The sequence below is a fragment of the Kribbella pratensis genome (assembly GCF_004365355.1).
Taxonomy (GTDB): Bacteria; Actinomycetota; Actinomycetes; order Propionibacteriales; family Kribbellaceae; genus Kribbella.
In genome coordinates this window covers 927201-946673 of the sequence record NZ_SODP01000003.1, presented here as the reverse complement: position 1 = coordinate 946673, position 19473 = coordinate 927201, and the positions used below count along the sequence as shown (strand labels likewise).

20 protein-coding genes are annotated in these 19473 nt (G+C 68.5%); 8 read left to right on the top strand and 12 right to left on the bottom strand.

Features of this window, described 5'->3' with window-relative positions:
• Position 1 precedes the first annotated feature (1 nt).
• From EV653_RS32490 to EV653_RS32465, 6 genes are all read left to right on the top strand, one after another.
• A complete protein-coding gene (locus EV653_RS32490) occupies positions 2 to 1300 on the top strand; it encodes a magnesium transporter MgtE N-terminal domain-containing protein (protein WP_134108574.1) in 1299 nt (432 codons plus the stop codon).
• Positions 1290 to 1829, top strand: coding sequence for a DUF1003 domain-containing protein (locus EV653_RS32485; RefSeq protein ID WP_134108572.1), 540 nt, complete (start codon positions 1290 to 1292; stop codon positions 1827 to 1829). Before EV653_RS32490 ends, EV653_RS32485 begins: the two co-directional genes overlap by 11 nt.
• Before the next feature lie 40 nt (positions 1830 to 1869).
• Positions 1870 to 2772, top strand: coding sequence for a zinc metalloprotease HtpX (htpX, locus tag EV653_RS32480; protein ID WP_134108570.1), 903 nt, complete (start codon positions 1870 to 1872; stop codon positions 2770 to 2772).
• 4 nt (positions 2773 to 2776) lie between these two features.
• Positions 2777 to 3340 (top strand): PspA-associated protein PspAB, encoded by a 564-nt coding sequence (gene pspAB / locus EV653_RS32475; RefSeq protein WP_134108568.1) that lies wholly within the window; start codon positions 2777 to 2779, stop codon positions 3338 to 3340.
• Between the two features lie 77 nt (positions 3341 to 3417).
• On the top strand, positions 3418 to 4563 hold the full coding sequence (locus EV653_RS32470) for an Mrp/NBP35 family ATP-binding protein (protein WP_134108566.1): 1146 nt from the start codon (positions 3418 to 3420) through the stop codon (positions 4561 to 4563).
• A gap of 53 nt (positions 4564 to 4616) precedes the next feature.
• Entirely contained in the window at positions 4617 to 5696 is a 1080-nt protein-coding gene (locus EV653_RS32465; RefSeq protein ID WP_134108564.1) for a GNAT family N-acetyltransferase, read from the top strand.
• Here the strand turns inward: EV653_RS32465 and EV653_RS32460 are convergent.
• Positions 5679 to 6260, bottom strand: a complete 582-nt coding sequence (locus EV653_RS32460) for a TetR/AcrR family transcriptional regulator (protein ID WP_134108562.1) — start codon at positions 6258 to 6260, stop codon at positions 5679 to 5681. The two genes, EV653_RS32465 and EV653_RS32460, sit on opposite strands and share 18 nt — an antisense overlap.
• A gap of 90 nt (positions 6261 to 6350) precedes the next feature.
• Here EV653_RS32460 and EV653_RS32455 point away from each other — a divergent pair, with 90 nt between their 5' ends.
• Positions 6351 to 6770: a hypothetical protein gene (locus EV653_RS32455; protein ID WP_134108560.1), complete on the top strand. Its 420-nt coding sequence runs from the start codon at positions 6351 to 6353 to the stop codon at positions 6768 to 6770.
• A gap of 3 nt (positions 6771 to 6773) precedes the next feature.
• Here the strand turns inward: EV653_RS32455 and EV653_RS32450 are convergent, their stop codons facing one another.
• The 7 genes from EV653_RS32450 to EV653_RS32420 form a co-directional block, all read right to left on the bottom strand.
• Positions 6774 to 7109 (bottom strand): sec-independent translocase, encoded by a 336-nt coding sequence (locus tag EV653_RS32450; RefSeq protein ID WP_134108558.1) that lies wholly within the window; start codon positions 7107 to 7109, stop codon positions 6774 to 6776.
• Between the two features lie 62 nt (positions 7110 to 7171).
• Positions 7172 to 8557 carry a S1C family serine protease gene (locus tag EV653_RS32445; protein WP_238160578.1) on the bottom strand — a complete coding sequence of 462 codons (1386 nt, stop codon included), beginning with the start codon at positions 8555 to 8557 and terminating at the stop codon, positions 7172 to 7174.
• A 210-nt stretch (positions 8558 to 8767) separates the two neighbouring features.
• Positions 8768 to 9823: a sigma-E factor regulatory protein RseB domain-containing protein gene (locus EV653_RS32440; protein WP_134108554.1), complete on the bottom strand. Its 1056-nt coding sequence runs from the start codon at positions 9821 to 9823 to the stop codon at positions 8768 to 8770.
• A 3-nt stretch (positions 9824 to 9826) separates the two neighbouring features.
• Positions 9827 to 10438, bottom strand: coding sequence for an anti-sigma factor family protein (locus EV653_RS32435; protein WP_134108552.1), 612 nt, complete (start codon positions 10436 to 10438; stop codon positions 9827 to 9829).
• Complete coding sequence (gene sigE, locus EV653_RS32430; protein ID WP_134108550.1) at positions 10435 to 11106, bottom strand: RNA polymerase sigma factor SigE; 672 nt, start codon at positions 11104 to 11106, stop codon at positions 10435 to 10437. The genes EV653_RS32435 and sigE overlap by 4 nt, the downstream gene beginning before the upstream one ends.
• A gap of 172 nt (positions 11107 to 11278) precedes the next feature.
• A complete protein-coding gene (locus EV653_RS32425; protein WP_134108548.1) occupies positions 11279 to 11512 on the bottom strand; it encodes a biotin/lipoyl-binding carrier protein in 234 nt (77 codons plus the stop codon).
• 97 nt (positions 11513 to 11609) lie between these two features.
• Complete coding sequence (locus EV653_RS32420; RefSeq protein ID WP_134108546.1) at positions 11610 to 14375, bottom strand: sugar-binding protein; 2766 nt, start codon at positions 14373 to 14375, stop codon at positions 11610 to 11612.
• Positions 14376 to 14475: 100 nt separating this feature from the next.
• Between EV653_RS32420 and EV653_RS32415 the strand changes: the two genes are divergently transcribed.
• Complete coding sequence (locus EV653_RS32415) at positions 14476 to 15474, top strand: LacI family DNA-binding transcriptional regulator (RefSeq protein WP_134108544.1); 999 nt, start codon at positions 14476 to 14478, stop codon at positions 15472 to 15474.
• Here the strand turns inward: EV653_RS32415 and EV653_RS32410 are convergent.
• From EV653_RS32410 to EV653_RS32395, 4 genes are read right to left on the bottom strand one after another with little or no spacing between them, the layout of a single operon-like run.
• Positions 15447 to 16310, bottom strand: coding sequence for an NAD-dependent epimerase/dehydratase family protein (locus EV653_RS32410; RefSeq protein WP_202871927.1), 864 nt, complete (start codon positions 16308 to 16310; stop codon positions 15447 to 15449). The two genes, EV653_RS32415 and EV653_RS32410, sit on opposite strands and share 28 nt — an antisense overlap.
• Positions 16307 to 17191 carry a carbohydrate ABC transporter permease gene (locus tag EV653_RS32405; protein ID WP_202871926.1) on the bottom strand — a complete coding sequence of 295 codons (885 nt, stop codon included), beginning with the start codon at positions 17189 to 17191 and terminating at the stop codon, positions 16307 to 16309. Before EV653_RS32405 ends, EV653_RS32410 begins: the two co-directional genes overlap by 4 nt.
• Complete coding sequence (locus tag EV653_RS32400; RefSeq protein ID WP_238160577.1) at positions 17188 to 18030, bottom strand: carbohydrate ABC transporter permease; 843 nt, start codon at positions 18028 to 18030, stop codon at positions 17188 to 17190. Before EV653_RS32400 ends, EV653_RS32405 begins: the two co-directional genes overlap by 4 nt.
• Before the next feature lie 34 nt (positions 18031 to 18064).
• Positions 18065 to 19426, bottom strand: coding sequence for an extracellular solute-binding protein (locus EV653_RS32395; RefSeq protein WP_166679639.1), 1362 nt, complete (start codon positions 19424 to 19426; stop codon positions 18065 to 18067).
• Positions 19427 to 19473: the final 47 nt, after the last annotated feature.

The following is a 19473-nucleotide window of genomic DNA, read 5'->3' as shown; positions in this document are numbered from 1 at the left end:
CATGACCGGATCACCGTCACGTGTGTACGTCGCCCGGTTGGCGGGGTTGCCGGTCTACGACCCGAACGGGGACCAGGTCGGTAAGGTCCGCGACGTGGTGGCGATGATGCGCCAGGGCGACCAACCGCCCCGCGTGCTCGGCCTCGTCGTCGAGGTGTTCACCCGGCGCCGCATCTTCCTTCCGATGACCCGTGTCACCTCTGTGGACGTCGGCCACGTCATCACGACCGGCCTGCTCAACGTACGACGCTTCGAGCAGCGGCCGACCGAAGTACTCGTACTGGGAGAGCTGCTCGACCGGACCGTCACCATCACGGACACGGGTGCGACCGCGGTGGTGTTCGACATGGCGATGGAGCAGTGGCGGACCCGCGACTGGCTGCTGACCAAGGTGGCGGTGCGGGAGGGCTCCAAGCGGTTCCGGCGGCGCGGACAGACCTACGTGCTCGACTGGAGAGACGTCTCCGGGTTCACCCAGGACGAGGAGGGTCAGGGCGCCACGCACATCCTGGCCGCGTTCGACTCGATGCGAGCCGCGGACCTGGCCGGCGTACTGCACGATCTGTCCGCCAAGCGGCGCAAGGAGATCGCGACCGCGCTGAACGACGAGCGACTGGCCGATGTGCTCGAGGAGCTGCCCGAGGACATCCAGGTCGAGATCCTCGATGCTCTGGACACCGAGCGAGCCGCCGACGTACTGGAGGAGATGTCCCCGGACGACGCGGCCGACCTGATCGCGGAGCTGCCGACCGAGACCGCCGAGCGCCTGCTGACGCTGATGGAGCCGGACGAAGCAGAGGACGTACGACGGCTGCTGACCTACGAGGAGCACACTGCCGGCGGCCTGATGACGTCCGAGCCGGTCATCCTGCCGGTGGACGCCACCGTCGCCGATGCGCTCGCCCATGTGCGCAACGCGGATCTCAGTCCGGCGCTGGCGGCGATGATCTACGTCTGCCGTCCACCGCTGGAGACGCCGACCGGACGGTTCATCGGGATCGGCCACATCCAGCGGCTGCTGCGCGAGCCGCCGTCGGAGCTGGTGTCCGCAGTACTGGACACGGACCTCGACGGGCTGCGTCCTGACGACAGCCTGCAGACGGTCAGCAAGTACTTGGCGACCTACAACCTGGTCGCCGCGCCGGTGCTGGACGACGACGGTCGCTTGCTCGGTGCGGTGACCGTCGACGACGTGCTGGACCATTTGCTCCCGGACGACTGGCGGGAGCAGGACCGCACCGACCACCCTGACCTCAATGACCATGGCGAGCAGCAGGAGGAGGACCACGATGCCTCGTGACGACCGCCGGTCCTCTGACGAGCGCCGGCTGTTCCGCGGTACGACGACGCGGCTCGACATACCGCGGGACTGGCGGCGGACGTTCGTGCCGCGGCCGACGTACGACGCGGACGCGTTCGGGCGCCTGTCCGAGCGGATCGCCCGCTTCCTCGGCACCGGGCAGTTCCTGGTCTACATGACCGCGACGATCCTGTTCTGGGTCGGCTGGAACATCTTCGCCCCGGCGAACCTGCGGTTCGACCAGTACCCGTTCATCTTCCTCACGCTGGCGCTCAGCCTGCAGGCGTCGTACGCCGCTCCGCTGATCTTGCTCGCCCAGAACCGGCAGGAGGCCCGCGACCGGGTGCAGTACGAGCGCGACCGCGACGTCGACGCCCGGACCCGCGCGGACATGGAGTTCCTGGCCCGTGAGATGGCGTCGCTGCGGATGGCCGTCGGCGAGGTCGCCACCCGCGACTTCCTCCGCTCCGAGCTCCGCTCGCTGCTCGCCGACCTGGACCTGAAGAGCCGCGAGGACGACCGGGTTTGACCCCGAGCTACCCTCACTATCAGGTGAGGAAGGACGTGGGATGAAGACTCGATTCGCGCCTGACCGCGGGCTGTCCAGCCGGATGCTGATCACCAGCTTCCTGCTCGGTCTGCTGTACGTCGGTTTCGTCGCACTGCTGATCGCGCTGACGAAGAGCGCCGTGCTGGCGGTCGTCATCGCGGGCGGTGCGCTGTTCGTGCAGTACTGGTTCTCCGACCGGATCGCGTTGTACGCGATGCACGGCCGGATCGTCACGCCGGAGGAGGCTCCGGAGCTGCACGGCACGATCGACCGGCTCTGCGCGCTGGCCGACATGCCGAAGCCGCGCGTCGCGATCGCCGACGTCGACCTGCCGAACGCCTTCGCGACCGGCCGCAACCCGAAGAACGCGGTGGTCTGCGTGACCACCGGCATCATGCGCCGGCTCGACCAGGACGAGCTCGAGGGCGTGCTGTCGCACGAGCTCTCCCACGTCGCCCACCGCGATGTCGCCGTGATGACGATCGCGTCGTTCCTCGGCGTACTGGCCGGCCTCATCACCCGCTTCGGGCTGTACGGCGGGCTGGGTCGCAACCGCGACCAGAACACGGCAGTGATCGTGCTCACGGTCATCGCGGTGTCGATCGCCGTCTACGCGATCTCGTTCCTGCTGACCCGCGCACTGTCGCGGTATCGCGAACTGGCGGCCGACCGGGCCGGCGCGATGCTGACCGGACGACCGTCCGCACTGGCCTCGGCGTTGACGAAGATCAGCGGGGACATCGCGCGGATACCGTCACGCGACCTGCGCCAGGCCGAGCCGTTCAACGCTTTCTTCTTCGCCCCGGCGATCTCCGGCAAGGCCGGCGCCAGCCTGTCGTCGCTGTTCTCGACCCACCCGTCGCTCGAGAAGCGCCTCGACCGCCTCGGTGTCCTGTCCCGTGAGCTGGGCGAGCAAGCTTAGGCCCATGGGTCTTCTCGATATCTTGCTCGGCCGGAGCAAAGCCGTCCCGCCGAACCTCGACCAGTTGTTCTCCGTTCCGTCGGCCGCGATCACCTTGGAGACCGCGGCCGGCTACCGTCCCACCGGCAGCGGCTCCGTCTGCTTCAAGGCAGCCGAAGGCGGCGGCTTCTCCGCCCTGCGGGACGAGGTCGACAAGCTCCTCGCGCTCGACAACGGCAAGCTCACCAGCACGACGGACTCGTACGGCTTCACCTGGTTGGTCCGGCAGACGGCACCGGACGACCTGGAGACCCTGGTCACCGACCTGCATGCGGTCAACACGTCGCTCGTCGATGCGGGCTTCGGCTCGGCGCTGCTGTGCACGTTGGTCGCCTTCAGCAACGGCACCCAGTCGGTAGGCCTCGTCTATCTCTACAAGCGCGGCACCTGGTACCCGTTCGTCCCCGCCGGCACCGACCGCCGTGACAACGCGACCGAACTCCAGATCAAGTCCGTCATCGGCGCCGACCTCAACTTCGAACAGGACCTCTCCCGCTGGTTCCCGATCTACGGCGCCCCCGGCCTGTGAAGTAAGGATTGCCTTGCCGGGCCTACGTCACATGGACCGCGGTCGGGCGGGGTGGAGTGAGCACGTAGCCTTGGGGCATGGCTCCCACTGCTGATCAGGTCACCACGGCGCTCGGTGGCGTGCTGGATCCGGAGATCAAGAAACCGATCACGGATCTGGGCATGGTCGAGTCCGTCGTCGTCCGCGACGACGGCGTCGTCGCCGTACGTGTTCTGCTGACCGTCGCGGGCTGTCCGATGAAGGACACGCTCCGCCGCGATGTCACGGCCGCGGTGAGCAAACTCGAGGGCGTCACCGGGGTCGAGATCGACCTCGGCGTGATGTCGGCCGAGCAGCGGGCGGCCCTGCAGACGCAGTTGCGCGGTGGTGTGGCCGAGAAGGAGATCCCGTTCTCGCGGCCGGATTCGCTGACCAAGGTGTTCGCGATCGCGTCCGGCAAGGGCGGGGTCGGCAAGTCCTCGGTCACGGTCAACCTGGCGGTCGCGATGGCGCGGCAGGGCCTGTCGGTCGGCGTACTGGACGCAGACATCTACGGGCACTCGGTGCCGGCGATGTTCGGCGTCGCCGACGAGCGGCCGACCGCGGTGGACGACATGATCATGCCGGTGCCCGCGCACGGCGTGAAGGTGATCTCGATCGGCATGCTGAAGCCGAAGCGCGACCAGGTCGTCGCGTGGCGCGGGCCGATCCTGGACCGGGCGCTTGTGCAGATGCTGGCGGATGTGTACTGGGGCGACCTCGACGTACTGCTCCTCGACCTGCCGCCGGGCACCGGTGACATCGCGATCTCGGTCGGCCAGCGGCTGACCAGCGCCGAGGTGATCGTGGTGACGACGCCGCAGGAAGCTGCCGCGGAGGTCGCCGAGCGCGCCGGGACGATGGCGCAGATGGTCCACCAGCGAGTGGCCGGCGTGGTCGAGAACATGTCGTTCCTGCCGTGCCCGCACTGCGGTCCTGAGCACCGCATCGAGATCTTCGGCTCCGGCGGCGGTGCTCGTGTCGCCGAGACGCTGTCTGCCCGGCTCGGGTACGCGATCCCGCTCCTGGGCGAGATCCCCCTGGACGAGCGGCTCCGCGCCGGCGGCGACCTCGGCCAGCCGCTCGTCGGCGCCGACCCCGACACCCCGGCAGCCCAGGTGCTCGACAAGATCGCGGCAACCCTCGGCGGCAAGCCCCGCGGCCTGCTCGGGCGCCAACTCGGCCTCTCCCCCGCCGGGCGATAACCGGCGCGGTAATCCGGCTGAACGTGGCCATCGGTTGGTGTTGACTTGGCCGGGTGCCGATTCCTGCTGAGCATCCGGTCCTGACCGACGGGGTGGTGACGCTTCGCGCGCCCCGACTCGACGACATCGAAGGGCAGGCCGAGCGCAACCGCGAAGGCGGCCAGTACCGCACCGCCGAGGACGCCCGGCGGTGGATGACCTTCGGCATCACCGACGCCTGGAAGCGACGCGAGCGGCTGATGTTCGTGATCGAGTACCAGGGCCGGTACGCCGGAACCGTCGCCCTGGAGCCCGATGCCGACGACAACGCCCGCGTGCACTACGGCCTCTCGGCCTGGGCCCGCGGCGCCGGGGTGATGAGCCGGGCGGTGCGACTGATCCTCGAGTTCGGCTTCTCCACCTGCGGTTTCCACGTCATCCGCTGGTGGGCGCGGGTCGGGAACTGGCCGTCGCGCCGGGTCGCCTGGGCGACCGGATTCCGGCTGGGTGAGACGATCCCGGACATGGCAGAGGAAGGCGGCGAGCGGGTCGACGCGTGGACCGGATGGATCGGGCCGGACGACGAGCGAAAGCCACGCCACCCATGGCTCGAGCATCCGATCCTGGAGACGCCGCGGTTGCGGCTGCGGACGTGGCGCGAGGACGAGATCCCACGCATCACCACAGCACGGACGAATCAGGCGACCGCGCACTTCCTGCCGTTCATCCCGCAGCCGTTCACCGCGGAGGACGCACGCTTCTGGCTGAGGGACATGGCCGAGCAGGCTGCCGCCGGACGCCGGTTCAACTGGTGCGTCGCGGACGCCGAGACCGACCAGGGGCTGGGGAATCTCACCATGTTCGGCATCCACCGCGACGAGGTCCGCGACGCCGAGCTCGGGTACTGGATGCACCCCGACGCGCAAGGCCGCGGCGTGATGACCGAAGCGATCCAGCGAGTGGCGCAGTGGTACTTCGACGCGGAAGGGTTCGGCGGACGCCGGCTCTTCATCCGGACGGCAGGCACGAACGCGTCGGCCCGCCGTACCGCAGAGAAGGCCGGCTTCCGCCACGTCGGCACCGAACGCGCCGCCTTCCACATCTCCAGCCACGTCGACGACAAGGTCACCTACGACCTACTCGCGACCGACTGACCAGATCGGGCGGAGCGGTTCGAGGCCTTCTTCGACGTACTGCGCGACGGGTCGGACTCCGCCGTCGACGTACCACTGCTCCAAGGCGGCGAAGTAGCCGAAGACCAACGCATTCGCGGCGACACGGGACTGGGTCTCGGTGAGCTGTCCGCCCGCCATCATCGGCGCGATCCGCTGGCTCGCGCGGTCGAGTGAGGCGCAGAACGCCGTGCGGACCGAGGGCTCTTTGAAGAAGTACCTGATCCGACGCCACGGGATCGGCTCGGAGCCCTCGGGCGCCGCCTCGTAGTTGCGGACGATCTGGATCATGCTGCCGACTGGGTCGTCGACATCGAGGAGCTCCTCGAGCGCCTCCTGGCTCATCGTGTCGAACTCGTCGGCGACGATCAGGCCCTCCTTGGTGCCGAAGTACCGGTAGACCGACGACGGCGACACCTCGGCCGCGGCGGCGATCTCCTCGATCGTCACCGCGTCGAACCCGCGCTCGTCGAACAGGTCGAGCGCGCGCTCCTGGATCGTCCGCCGCGCCTTGACCCGCCATCGTTCCCGCAGACCGGTAGCCATACCGGCACCGTACGAGAAAGTCACACGCTTCAGCAAGTCACTATCTAAACCGGTTGACGGCCGCCGGCCGACGTTCGTACAGTCACTTGCATGAGACAGTCACTTTCTGAAAAGCGAACGGCCCTCATCGCGGTGGGGCTCTCGGTCCTGCTGGCGGTGGTCACGATCGTCGACCAGGCGGGTAGCCACAGCCTGCTCGACCACGCAACGTCGGCGTATGCGTCGCACGGCAAACAAGCGTCCGCCGCGGCGCTCTATGGCCTGCTGTACGGCGTTGCCGTTCTTGACGTCCTGCTCTGGCTGGGGGTCGCCGCCCTGGCTCGCTCACACCGCCTGATCGCGGCCGTCCTGGGCGTCGTCGCCACACTGATCACGGCGTCCCTGGGCTTGACGCTCCTGCTTGCGTCGGAGTACGGCGTGCATCCCTACACGTCGCTCTGGGGAGTCCTCGCGCTCCTGCCCGCGGCAGCCGGTGCTGTCGCGACTGTCCTGCTCTTCCGCCGGAAGTGATCCTCAGGTGGATTCGGGGTCGTACGGCGGGCGCTGGCCGGCCGGGAGGCGCTCGGGCACGGAGTCGGTGAACTCGGTGACCGGCTTCTCGTCCTCGTCCATCGGGTCGAGCAGGTGCTTGCGGACGAAGTTCTTCGGGTTCAGGTCCTGGAGTTCCAGGTCGGCGAACTCCGGGCCGAGCTCGCTGCGGAGATCGTTCTGCGCGTTGTTCACCATCTGACGGACCTGCCGCAGCAGGCGTCCGGCCGTCCGCGCGAACTCCGGCAGCCGGTCCGGTCCGAAGACGAGCACGGCGACGATCGCGATCACGACCAGCTCGAGTGGCCCGATGCCGAACATGTCCCCACCTCACTTCTTTCCACGGACGTCGACCAGCCTATATCGAGCCCGGTCATGGGTGGTCAGCCGATCTGCTGCGCGAGAGTCAGGGTCACCGTACGGGACCGCCCGCCGCGCTCGTACGCGAGCTGCACGGCCTCGCCCGGCTGGTGGGTGCGGATCGCGACGATCAGCACCTCCGCGCTGTCCACCGGCTCGTTGTTGATCGAGGTGATCACGTCGCCGACCCGCAATCCGGCCCGCGCCGCCGGCGATTTGGCGGCCACCGCGCTGACCCGGCCGCCGCCCTCGAACGACATGTCCACGCTCGCTCCGATGACGGGGTACGACGCCTTGCCGTTCGCGATCAGCTGCTGCGCCGTCCGCCGGGCCTGGTCGATCGGGATCGCGAATCCGAGCCCGATGCTGCCGCTCTGCCCCTCGCCGGCACCCGGAACGGTCGCGATCGCGGAGTTCACGCCGATCACCCGTGCGTTCATGTCGACGAGCGGCCCGCCGGAGTTGCCCGGGTTGATCGCCGCGTCGGTCTGCAGCGCGCTGATGTACGACGACGCCTGGCCGGTGTCGTCGCCGGTCGTCACCGGCCTGTTCTTTGCCGAGATGATGCCCGAGGTGACCGTGCCGGCCAGGCCGAGCGGCGAACCGATCGCCACCACGTCCTGCCCGACGACCGCCTGGTCGGACCGGCCGAACTGCACCGACGGCGCGTCGATGCCGACGACCTGCACCACGGCCAGGTCGTACGCCGGGGAGCGGCCGACGAGCCGTGCGGTCGCGGTCTTGTTGCCGTTGGTCACGACCTGGATCGAGCCGCCGGTCGCCGCGGCCGCGACGACGTGGTTGTTGGTCAGGATGTGCCCGACGTTGTCGATGACGAAGCCGGAGCCGGTCGCCTCGGAGTTGTCCGCGCCGTCGACCTTCAGTTGGACGACGCTCGGAAGCAATGCGGCGGCGACGGCGGAGACCGAGCCGGTGCGGATCTTCGGGTCTGCGCCGTTGCCGACCGGCGGGTTGGGCTGATCGGCGATCGGGGCATTGTTGCCACCGCCGAGCGCGACGACGACGGTCGCCGCCCCGGCCCCCGCGATCACACCGATGATGACCGCGATCAGCGCCGCGATCGTGACGATGCGGTTCACCTTCGGCGGCTCGGTCGTGTACGAGCGGGCCTGCTGCGCATGCCAGTCGGCGGGCGGCGGCGGGACGTACGTCGGCCGGTACTGCGGCTGCTCGGTCGGCCAGGCCTGACCCGGGTACAGCGGCGTGAAGCGGGGCTCCTGCGGCTCCGGCTGTCCGAAGCTGCGCTGGGTGGTGGACCGGCCGCCGTTCGACGGACGGCCGCCGTTCGTCGGCCCGCCGCCGTTGGTCTGTCGGTACGCCGCGTCCGAACCGGGCGTGCGCAGCGGCATCGCTCCGGCTCCGAGCGGCGGCGGGGTCAAGGCGCTCAACGGCGACTGCTGGGGCGAGGCAGGAGCTGCAGGAGGAGGACCGGCGAACGGCTCAGGGGTGGTGGGCGTGGCCGCGGTGGGGTCCGCAGTCGCCGGGTTAGGAACTGTCGGCTCGGCGTCGTCGCTCGTCACGGTCCCCGCCTCACGTCGTCGTCGTGGTCGTCGGTCGGAGGCCCTGCCGGGGGTAACCGGAGGACCGTCCACATTCGATTATCCCAGCTTCGGCGAGAGTGCACCCATCGGAGTGAGCCAGGTTGCGATTTTGGCCAGCCCGGTGCCCAGCCGTTCGATGGCCGTGAGCTTGATCGGCACGTCGTGGCCGAACGCCCGGACCACCTGTCCGAGCTGGTCCGGAGGCAGGTCCCCGATCAGCGTGTAGACGATCCCGCCGGACGACCAGACGACGTACGACGGCATTCCGTACCGCTGGTAGACGCCCGGGCTGTCCGTGGTGCTGAAGCCCGCGACGGCGGCCGGGTCGAGCGTGCCGCGCTGCTCGAACACCGAGACGTTGAACAGCCCGTCGGAGTACGAGAACTGCAGGGAGCCGTTGGCGGTGTCCCGGTGGACGTCGTACAGCTTGAGCGATGCGGGCAGCTCCGGGGCGCACACCCAGCCCTGGGAGCGCAGGTTGTCGACCTTGCCCATGCCGACGGCCTCGACGCCGCTGGGCAGCATCGGCGGCAGGTGGCCGAGGAACTCGGAGTTTTCGATCTCAAGCTCCGTGAAGACCGTGGCCCGGACCATCGTCTTGCCGTCCGCACTGAACAGCTGACGCTGCAGGAGCAGTCCGGTCGCCTTGTCGATCCAGAACCGCGCAGCCAGCGTCTGGTCGTCCCGGAGGGCCTCGACGAGCACCGCAGTCCGTCCGATGAGGTCGGTGCAGCACTTGTCGACCAGTTGGTACGTCGCCTGCAGCAGCGCCAGCGGTCCGCCGTCGACCGCAACACCGGCGGTCGTGGCGCGCTGGACGAACGCCTTCGCGCCCGGAGCGGACGACGAACCGAGCACACTGATCTCGGAGCCCTGCGATGCCGCGTGGGTGATGTCGAACATCGCCGAGCTCGCGCCCTGCGGTCCCCAGGCCGTGATGATCTGCGTGCCGTGGTACGAGATCCGGTTCGGTGCGGCGGCTGCGCGCTGCAGCCAGCTCACCGCGGTCGGCGAGTCCGCCTTCGACAGCGCCGGTACGGCGGCCGCGGACGCGGGCAGGCCTAATCCGATCAGGGCAGTGCTGACCAGGACGGCGAGCCGGGAGAGGCTCACCGGTCAGCGCCCTGTCAGGGCCACCGGCTGGAGCGTCGAGGTGAGCCCGGCGTACCCAGAACCGTTGTAGGAGTTGAGCACGGCGACCGGATCCGCGAACGGGGCTCCGCCGCTCGTGGTCGCGTGGTCGGACGTGAAGCTCGCGACAGGCGGCTGCAACGCCGGCGGCTGCTCCGACCGGGCCGGGTCGCCGACGACGAACGCAGTACCGAGCAGGGAGGCGACAGCGGCAGCTGAGCCGGCTGCGCCCAGCACGCCGGCACGGCGGCGGGACCTGGTGCGGCGGGCAGCGCCGGGCCGGGTGCCACCGGTGCGGCCGGCGGGGAACGCGGACCGCTGCGGGAACAGGCTGACGGCCGGGGTGAGCACCGGGCGCACCTCTTCGCGCGCCTCGGTCGAGAACGAGGAGACGCCCATCAGGCGCTGCATGAGGTCGGTCGACGGGTCCTGCGAGTCCAGGCCGGCCATCCGTGCCTTCAGCCGGCGCTGTGCGTCCACCTCGGCGCGACAGGTGTCGCAGCCGACCAGATGGCTCAGAACCTTGTCGCGGGAGTCGTGGTCGAGCTCACCGTCGACCACAGCGCTCAGCTTGTCGAGCGGGTGCTGCAGACTCATCGGAGGTCGCCTCCGTCACTGAACAGGCCACCGTCGGCCGGTGGACCGCCGACCCGGGTCTGGCCGGACCGCGGGGCCCGGTGCTCCAGGTGCTTGCGCAGCATCGACCGGCCGCGGTGGATGCGGCTGCGGACGGTGCCGAGCTTCACGTCCAGGACGTCCGCGATCTCGTCGTACGTCATGCCCTCGATGTCGCACAGCACGACGGCGGCGCGGAAGTCCTCGGGCAGCGCGTCGAGCGCGTCCTGCACGTCGTGGTCGAACAGGTCGGAGTCCAGCTTCTCGGCCGGGCCCTCGCCCTTGGCCGGCAGCCGGTCGTGGGCGTCCTCGGGCAGTCCGTCGAAGCGGATCCGCTGCTTGCGGCGGGCTCCGTCCAGGAACAGGTTCGTGGTGATCCGGTACAGCCAGCCCTCGAAGGTGCCCGGCGTGTACGACGACAGCGAGCGGAAGACCCGGACGAAGACTTCCTGGGTCAGGTCCTCGGCGTCGTGCTTGTTGCCGGTCAGGCGATACGCGAGCCGGTAGACCCTGGCGGAGTGGGTGCGGACGATCTCGTCCCACGAGGGCAGCACCTCCGGCGCCACCTGCGGCGCGGGCGCGGTCCTGGTGTCGGCGGGTTTCACCGCGACGCCTCCCTGGGTCCTCTCGGCAATAAGCGTGAAGGCCATGGTGCCGCGGTCACCGTCCTCTGCGCACGTCGGGAAGACCCGGGTTCAACCCTGAGTCGCTCGTACGACGGCTCAACGCGGCGCCCCGGCCGGAAGTTCCCGACCAGACCTCTCACTGGACAAGACGCGCTGGAGGCCATTTCGGTTGAAGAGGGGGTGTCTGGTGGAACCATCAGACACCCCCTGACTTCTCTTCTATGACCGCGATCGGGTCGCCGTCGCGGACGACTTCGCCCTCGGTGACCTTCAGTTGGATGATGGTGCCGGCCACCTCGGCCAACACCGGGATCTCCATCTTCATCGACTCCAGGATGACCAGAGTGTCGTCCGGACCTACCGTGTCGCCGGCCTTGGCGGTGACCTTCAGCACATTGGCCACCAGCTCGGCCAGCACGGTGTGACTCATGGCTCGATCCTAGGCGGGGCACAAGGGTTCGGCGTAGGTGCCCCTCGGGCAGCGGACCAGGGCACCTACGCCGAGTCAGTGGGCGGCTACCGAGCCGCTAGTGCGCCGCCTCCGGTGCCAGCCGGACCGCGTTGAACAGCGCCGGGTTCTTCGTCTCCGCGACGCCCTTGCCCCAGGTCAGCCAGCCACGCCGCCCGGTGCCGTCGTTCTCGTTGATCACGACGGTCGTCGAGAGCAGTCGGTCCTCGGCCGCGAACCCGAGCGTGCTCCACGGGATCGCGATCTCGTACGTCGTGGTGTGCGCGGTCTCGTCGCGCACCACCTTGGCCTGCACGCCCGGCGGCACACCGGTCTGGGTCGTCGGTGTCCAGCGCCAGGTGTCCACCGGACCGGCGTCGGTGAGAGCAGCGCCGATCTCCTGGGTCTGGGTGGTCTCGCCCGGCGCACCTGCCGTCATCCCGAGCTGCAGACCGTCACCGCCCCAGATGTTGCCGGCCCGGTTCGGCTGCGAGAACACGTCATCGGTGACCTTGGCGGACAGGTACAGGTTGTTGTCGTCGTGGTTGAGCCACAGTGACCCGGACAGGTCGCTCGGCCCACCCCACCCGGTCACTGGCGGCGTACCGGTCCCCTCCAACGCAATCGCCGGCTGCCGCGCAACCGCTGGGTCGATGACGCCGTCCAGCTGCACCGTGTGCCGCTTGGCGACTGTCGGCGTGCTGACCGGCACCAGCGTCCCGGACGCCTTGATATCCGCCTCGCCGGTACGCCGAAGGCTCGCGGACCATGTCGAAGGAGCAGACAGGGTGATCGGCACATCAACCTCTCGCGTGGCGTTCGCACCGATCGTGCAGCCCGCCAGCAAGGTCCCCGACGCCGTACCGGACACCCAGTCCAGCCCGGCCACCGGAAGCGCCTGCGATGAGGCGTTGGTGACACGGAACCGCAGCAGGTCCTTCCCACTGCCGTTCACCACATGAGAAGCAGTCACGGACAACGGCGGAGTCGCGGTGCCCGTCGCGGACACCAGCGCGACCGCTTGGCCGTCGACGGTGACCTTGGCCGAGTACGTGCGTGCTCCGGTCGAGTCCTGCGCCGGGTAGGTGACCGCTGCGGTGGCTGTCGCGCCTGCTGCCACGGAACCCGTGGTGTCAGCGCCGCCCGCGGACACAGTGAACGCATGGGTGACCGCGTCCGGGTTAGTGAAGGTCAGAGTGCCGGTCGCGGGGTCACCCGCGATCTCTGGGTTTACGGAGAGCGAGAAGCGACTCGATGGGAGCATCGGCCCGCTGATTGCACCACGCAGGTAGACCGGGTCCGGCCCGGCAGTCACCCAGACGTGTCCACCTGCATCAGCAGTCAGCGTCGTCGTCACGCCGTACAGGTTTGTCACCTCGACGGTCGACCCCGTGGGCGCAGTCGCCGCGACAACTCCGGGGGTGGTCGACCAGACCGCGTGGACCGACTGTCCGCCCCCGGCGTTGAAGGCAACGTCGTATCCGTTCGTGCCGAAGCGGGTCTGGCCGATCAGCGGGAGCTCATCGATCTGACGAGCCAGGACCGCGGTAGCGACGTACGACGGCTTCGGAACGAGCGCGCCGCGGGTGTCGAGCCGGTTGCGCACCAGGCCGAACCGGTTCTCGACGTTCGACGGGTCAGTGCCCGAGTCCATGAAGTTGTACGAGCTGTAGCGGGCCACACCGTTCCCGTACGCCAGCAGGTTGCCACGCACCAGGTCACGCGCCTGAGCGGGCTCCGACACCGCACTGGGGTTGGTACCGGTGGCCCAGCCCTGCTCGCTGATGTAGATCGGCTTGGTCGAGCCGTGCGCCGCCATGATGCTGCGGATCGTGTTGACGTAGGTGACCGAGGCCTCTGGGTCCAGTGGCTGCACGTACGGGTGAATGGTCACCGCGTCGACGTAGTCCAGTCCACCGAGGTCGGCGAACTTGGTGAACCAGCCCTGCCAGTCGTTGATGACCGCCAGCGACGGACCGGTCAGCTTCACGTCCGGGTGCTTCGCCCGTACCGCAGCGCTCACCATCTTGAGCAGTGCGACGTAGTTCTCCGGGCTAGCCTTCGCCGCGCCGTTCGGGTCGCGCAGGTTCCATTCGTTCCACAGCTCGTACGTCGTGTGCTCGGTGCCCCACTGGTCCACGGCGGCAACGGCGTACCGCGTGAAAGCCGCACGCTGCTCGTCGGTCGACGGGGCCTCGTCCGGGTAGTAGAGCGTGTTGCCGTAGTCGAGGATGTTCAGGAAGTCGACGTTGTTGGCATCCAGCGCGGCCTTGTAGTCCTTGTAGCGCTGCGGGAACTGGATGACGCCCTTGGTGGTCTCCGCCGCGGCCCAGAACGCCTCGTCGCGGTCGGTGGAGATACCGCCGTTCGCCATCAGCGGCACGGCTTCCAGACCGGGATTGGCGGTGCTGCCGAACCCGAGCGCCCCGGCGACACCGATCCGAGTGTCGGTCGACGTGGAGAAGTCGTGCGGAGTCAGTACGGCGAAGTCCGTGCCGCCCAGCGTGGTCGTGCCGTCGGACCCGACCGCTGTGAGATCGGTCTGGTACCAGCCCGGCGTACTGATCGACAGCGGGAGCTGTCCGTTGAGCGAGGCGGCCGATGCGGAGCCCTTGGCGACTTCGGTGCCGCCGGCGTCGCGGACCGTCCAGGTGACGGTGGTGGCGTCGGTGCTGAACCCCAGCTTCACCTGCTGCCCGACGGTGAAGGTGTTGCCGACCGTGGTCGGCGTGATGGTCAGGGTCGGCGCCGCGGTGGTCGCAGCGCGGGCAGGTGACTGGAGTACGGCGGCCAGCAGCAAGCCGGCCGTGAGAAGACTGACTGCGCCGGAGCGGCGACGGGTCATCAAGAGCTCCTCCCAGGGGAAGCGAAAGCGGTTTCGCAAATCACACCCTGATACGCACCGCGCCCGCTGTCAACGGCTCGCAGCTGACTACGATGTGCATATGGCCGATTCCGTGATCACCCTGTCCGACGTGGCCGCTGCGGCCGGGGTGTCGCTCTCGACGGCCTCCAAGGCGCTGAACGGCACCGACCGGATCTCCGAAGCCACCCGGGAACACGTCCGCGTCACCGCGGACCGGCTGGGCTTCCGCCACAACGCATTGGCCCGCTCGTTCGCCCGCGGCCGCAGCCAGACCATCGGCGTCCTCACGCACCGCGCGTCGAACCCGTTCACCCGCGTGGTCCTGGCCACCGCCGCGACCGAGCTCGGCGCCAAGGAGCGGGCGATCCTGCTGTACGACGCCCGGATGGAGGAGCAGCACGACGTCACCGAGAGCATCCTGCAGCTCCGGGCCCGCCGGATCGACGGTGTGATCGTGATCGGGACCAGCACGTCCTTCCGGACCCCGTCGTTCACCAGCCGGTTCGACGTCCCGGTGATCAATGCCTTCACGGTCCCCGAGGATCCGCAGGACACCACGATCACGGCCGACGACTACGCCATCGGGCGGCTCGCGATCAGCCATCTGCTGTCGACCGGCCGGCGCCGGATCGCGCACCTCACCGCGGAGCCGCACGACATGGCCGCGCAGCGGCGGGCCGAGGGCGCCGGTCAGCTGCTCGCCGAGGCCGGACTCCAGTGGGCGGCACCGGTCCGGTTCGGGCGCTGGCGCGAGGAGTGGGGCGAGCAGGCCGCGACCGAGCTGCTGGCCGAGGTGCCCGATGTGGACGCGATCTTCTGCGGCAGCGATGCGATCGGCCGCGGTGTGGAGCGGGTCGTCCGGGCCGCCGGCCGGCAGGTGCCCGGCGACATCGCCCTGATCGGCGTTGACAACTGGGAGAGCCTGATGCACGACCAGCGCGGCACCCGGCATCTGACCACGATCGACGTCGGTCTCGAGGAGATCGGCCGCCGGGTCGCCAACCGGCTTCTGGAAGGCGACCTCGAGCCCGGCACGCAGTACGTCGAACCTCATGTGGTCATTGCGGATACCGCCTGATCGTGGATCGAGTACTGCGGCCTGAAGCCCAGGAGCTCCCGCGCCCGCGTGGTGTCGACCAGCGACTCCCGCCCCTGCACAGGTCGCCGCAGCGGGACGCTCGGCGCGAACTCGCGCAGTAGCTCATCGGTCTTCCGGTCGATGAGGATGTCGTCGGCCGCCAGACCGAGCACATGCGCACCGGGGGCCGTTGACTCCAGTGCGGCGATGATCGCTCGCACACCGTCCCGCAGGTCCAGGTAGGCCCAGCCTTCCCGGGCCATCACCGACGGGTCGTTCTCTGTCCTGGCTGCGAACTTGACCAGTTCCTCGCGAGTCTTCACCAGCGGGAAGCGCAGTGCGATCACGTTGGTCCCCCAACGTCGCCACGCCATCCGTGCACTCTGCTCGTCGACACTTTTGGACAAGGAGTACGCATCGGCGATGTCCGCCTCCACCTCCTCGTCGAGCGGGTAGTACGCCGGCTCCACGTCGTTCACGTTCATCGGTACGCCGAACGCGTTGATGCTGCTCGCGATCACCACCCGCTCGATCCCCTGCTGCCCTGCTTGCGCCAGCACGTTGAACGTCGCGGCAACGTTGTTCTCGAACACCTCCTCCGGCGTACCCAGACTGGGATGCGGAATCGCAGCCAGATGGAGTACGGCGTCCACACCGTCGAGTGCAGCCGTCACGTCCTCGGAGGACCGCGCATCGCCGACCAGCGGACGGTCCGCGGTACTGCTGTGGTCGTAGCGCAACGACAGACCGGTCACGTCGTACCCGGCGGCTTGCAGGCCGTCGACTGCGGCACGGCCGATCGAGCCGTCCGCACCGGTGACCAGAACACGCTTCACGCCTTGATTCCCCCAGACAGGCCCACACCACGTAGAAATGCTCGCTGGAAAACCAGGAACAGCAGCACCGGGATCAGCAGGGCCAGGAACAGACCCGCCAACTGGATGTTGAGCTCCGTCACCTTGGCGATCTTGGGCAACGCCACCGAGACCGGCTGCAGATCCGGATTCGTCAGCACCAGCAGAGGCCACAGGTAGTCCTTCCAGGAAGAGATGATGCTGAGCAGCGCGACCACGCCGAGGATCGGCCGCGACAGCGGGAGCACGAGCGAGGTGAACACGCGGATCGAGCCGGCGCCGTCGATGCGGGCCGCTTCGAAGTACTCGCGCGGGATGCCGTCGAAGAACCGCTTCACGATCAGCACGTTGAACGCACTGGCGGCAGGTGGCAGCCAGACCGCCCAGAACGTGTTGGTCAGATTGGCGTGTACCACCGGCACTTTCAGCACGGTCAGATACAGCGGGACCAGCGAGACGATGTGCGGCACGAACAATGTGGCCAGGATGCCCGCGGACAACAGTGCGCCCCACCGCGGGCGGAGCACGCTCAATACGTAGCCGGCCGTCGTACAGACGATCAGCGACGCCAGCGCCGTACCTGCCGCGATCATGGCGGTGTTGCCGAGGTAGTAGCCGATGTGCGCCTGTTGCCACGCAGTGGAGAGGTTGCCCCACTGCACCTGCCCGGACGGGAACCAGGCGAGTGGTGAACGGATGCTGTCCTGCGTCGGCGAGATCGCTGCCTTGAGCAACCAAAGCAGCGGACCGAGCCCGGCGATCAGCAGTCCGATCAGTACGACGACCTGTCCGACGACGAACGGGACCCGGACCCGGCCGAGCCGGCGGTCGGCGTCCGACAGCGCACCCCGCTCGCCGCTCACTCCGTACTCCAGCCACGCGTCGCGAACTGGAAGACAGCCGACAGTACAGCGAGCGCCAGCGCCAGCAGCACGCTCAACGCCGTAGCAGCGCCGTAGTCACCGTTGACGAAGGCGTAGTTGTAGATGAGCAGCAGAATCGTCATGGTCGACCCCTGCGGTCCGCCGCCGGTGAACAACAGCGGCTCGGTGAACAGTTGCATCGTGCCGATCACCTGCAAGAGCAGCATCAGCAGCAGGACACCGCGCAGATGCGGCAACATCACATGCCACACCCGCCGTACGACGCCCGCTCCGTCCAGCTCGGCAGCCTCGTAGAGATCCGCACGTACGGAAGTCAGTGCGGCCAGATAGATGATGACTGCGTTGCCCGCACCGGCCCACGTCGCTTCCAGCACGATCGAGGGCATCGCGGACGACGGACTGTCCAGCCATGGGTACGGTCCGAGCCCGACGGTGCCGAGGATGGTGTTGAACATCCCGCTCGGCGACGGGTCGTAGAAGAACCGCCAGAGCAGGATGGCGACCACGGGCGGCGTGATCACCGGCAGGTACGCCAGCGTCGAGTACAGCCAGGACCTACCCCGCAGTTCGGACAGGAACATCGCCAGCAGCACCGGCACCGGGAAGCCGAACAGCAAAGCCAGCAAGGTGAACCAGATCGTGTTCAGCGCTGCCTGACCGACACCAGGGTCCGACAACACGTACCGGAAGTTCTCCAGCCCGACCCACTTGACCGGATCGATCAGGTTGGTCTGCTGGACGCTCATCACCAGGCCCTTGACGATCGGGCCCCAGGAGAACACCACGAAGACCAGGAGCACCGGCAGTGCGAACAGCACCGCCGGTACTCCGTTGCGCAGACGGCGGAGCAAGTCAGCGCCCGAGCTTGGCATTCACAGTGCCGGCCGCCTTGGTCAGCAGCGCCGGGATGTCGGCCTTCGCATTGCCCAGTACGGTCTGCACGACCGGGTCGAGCGCGGCGTACACCTCCTGAGCCTTCACCGGCGGCTCAGGGATGATCTTCTGGTCCGCCGCCACCTTGGTGTACGGCGCGAACTGGTCCAGCGGCACGTTGACGTACGGCTTGATCCAGCCCTGGTACGTCGCCCACTGGTCAGCCGCGACCACCGGAAGGCCCGGGGTTCCGACCGGCAGCTTCCCGGCCACGCCGGCCTTGGCGCTCGTCACCGCGGCGTCCTGGTTCACGTACTTGTTCAGGTAGTTGAACTTGATCCACTTGATCGCGGCCGTCTTCTCGGCGTCGGTCGCGTTCGGGCTGACGATCTGGACGCTGCCGCCACTGAGCGTGCCGTGGTCCCCGCCCTGCTGCGGCATCGGGCCGATGCCGAAGGCCGACGACTTCAGGCCGTTCACGTTGACCAGCGTGCGGTACGCGTCCGGCGCGGACATGAACATGCCGATCTTGCCGGCCGCGAACGCCTTGGAGATGCCGTCGATGTCGTAGAGCACGGCCTGGCCCATGGACTTGTCGACCCACTTCATGTCGTGCAGCAACTGCAGCGCGTCCTTGGACGGCCCGTCGTTGAACGTCGCCTGGCTGCCGTCCTCGTTCTCGATCGAACCGCCGAAGGCGTAGGTCTGGGTGGCGAACATCCAGCCGCCGGTGTTGTTCGTGGTCATCTGCGCGTAGCCGGCCTGCCCGGTCTTCTGCGCGATCTGCTTCGCGTCCTGCCGGACCTCGTCCCAGGTCGTCGGCGGCTTGTTCGGGTCGAGACCGGCCTTGGTGAACAGCTCCCGGTTGTAGACCAGGCCGACGGAGTACGCCGCGGTCGGGACCGCGAACACGTTGCCCGACTGGTCCTGGGCGATCTTGAGCACGTTCGGGTTCAGCTCGCTCATCAGGCCGTCGTCCTTGAGCACCTTGGTCAGGTCAGCGACCTGCTTGCGGGCGATCAGGCCCTGCGGTTCGGTGAACGGCACGTTGAGCACGTCCGGCAACTGACCGCCGGCCGCTTGCGCCTGGAACGTCGTCGCGTCCCAGATCGTCTCGACCGGGTTCAGCTTGATGTCGGGGTTCGCCTTCTCGAAGTCTGCGACCCGCTTGTCGAACGACGCCCGGTTGGCGGCGTCGGAACTACTAGGACGGTCACCGACCGTGATCGTCACCTGCGCGTCGGAGCCGGTGGAGCCGGTCGAGGACGGCGCACTGGAGCAGGCCACCAGCAAGAACGGCACTGAAAGCCCTGCCGCACAACGGATTGCGAATCTGTTCATCAAAGCTCCTCTGCGGGGATGGCGATCGGCGAGCCGACCGTTCCGCA

What these genes read in the sequence shown, in the direction of transcription:
- EV653_RS32490 (WP_134108574.1), top strand. Translation starts at nt 2, where the DNA reads ATGACCGGATCACCGTCACGTGTGTACGTCGCCCGGTTGGCGGGGTTG.
- EV653_RS32485 (WP_134108572.1), top strand. Translation starts at nt 1,290, where the DNA reads ATGCCTCGTGACGACCGCCGGTCCTCTGACGAGCGCCGGCTGTTCCGC.
- htpX (WP_134108570.1), top strand. Translation starts at nt 1,870, where the DNA reads ATGAAGACTCGATTCGCGCCTGACCGCGGGCTGTCCAGCCGGATGCTG.
- pspAB (WP_134108568.1), top strand. Translation starts at nt 2,777, where the DNA reads ATGGGTCTTCTCGATATCTTGCTCGGCCGGAGCAAAGCCGTCCCGCCG.
- EV653_RS32470 (WP_134108566.1), top strand. Translation starts at nt 3,418, where the DNA reads ATGGCTCCCACTGCTGATCAGGTCACCACGGCGCTCGGTGGCGTGCTG.
- EV653_RS32460 (WP_134108562.1), bottom strand. Translation starts at nt 6,260, where the DNA reads ATGGCTACCGGTCTGCGGGAACGATGGCGGGTCAAGGCGCGGCGGACG.
- EV653_RS32455 (WP_134108560.1), top strand. Translation starts at nt 6,351, where the DNA reads ATGAGACAGTCACTTTCTGAAAAGCGAACGGCCCTCATCGCGGTGGGG.
- EV653_RS32450 (WP_134108558.1), bottom strand. Translation starts at nt 7,109, where the DNA reads ATGTTCGGCATCGGGCCACTCGAGCTGGTCGTGATCGCGATCGTCGCC.
- EV653_RS32435 (WP_134108552.1), bottom strand. Translation starts at nt 10,438, where the DNA reads ATGAGTCTGCAGCACCCGCTCGACAAGCTGAGCGCTGTGGTCGACGGT.
- sigE (WP_134108550.1), bottom strand. Translation starts at nt 11,106, where the DNA reads ATGGCCTTCACGCTTATTGCCGAGAGGACCCAGGGAGGCGTCGCGGTG.
- EV653_RS32425 (WP_134108548.1), bottom strand. Translation starts at nt 11,512, where the DNA reads ATGAGTCACACCGTGCTGGCCGAGCTGGTGGCCAATGTGCTGAAGGTC.
- EV653_RS32420 (WP_134108546.1), bottom strand. Translation starts at nt 14,375, where the DNA reads ATGACCCGTCGCCGCTCCGGCGCAGTCAGTCTTCTCACGGCCGGCTTG.
- EV653_RS32415 (WP_134108544.1), top strand. Translation starts at nt 14,476, where the DNA reads ATGGCCGATTCCGTGATCACCCTGTCCGACGTGGCCGCTGCGGCCGGG.
- EV653_RS32395 (WP_166679639.1), bottom strand. Translation starts at nt 19,426, where the DNA reads ATGAACAGATTCGCAATCCGTTGTGCGGCAGGGCTTTCAGTGCCGTTC.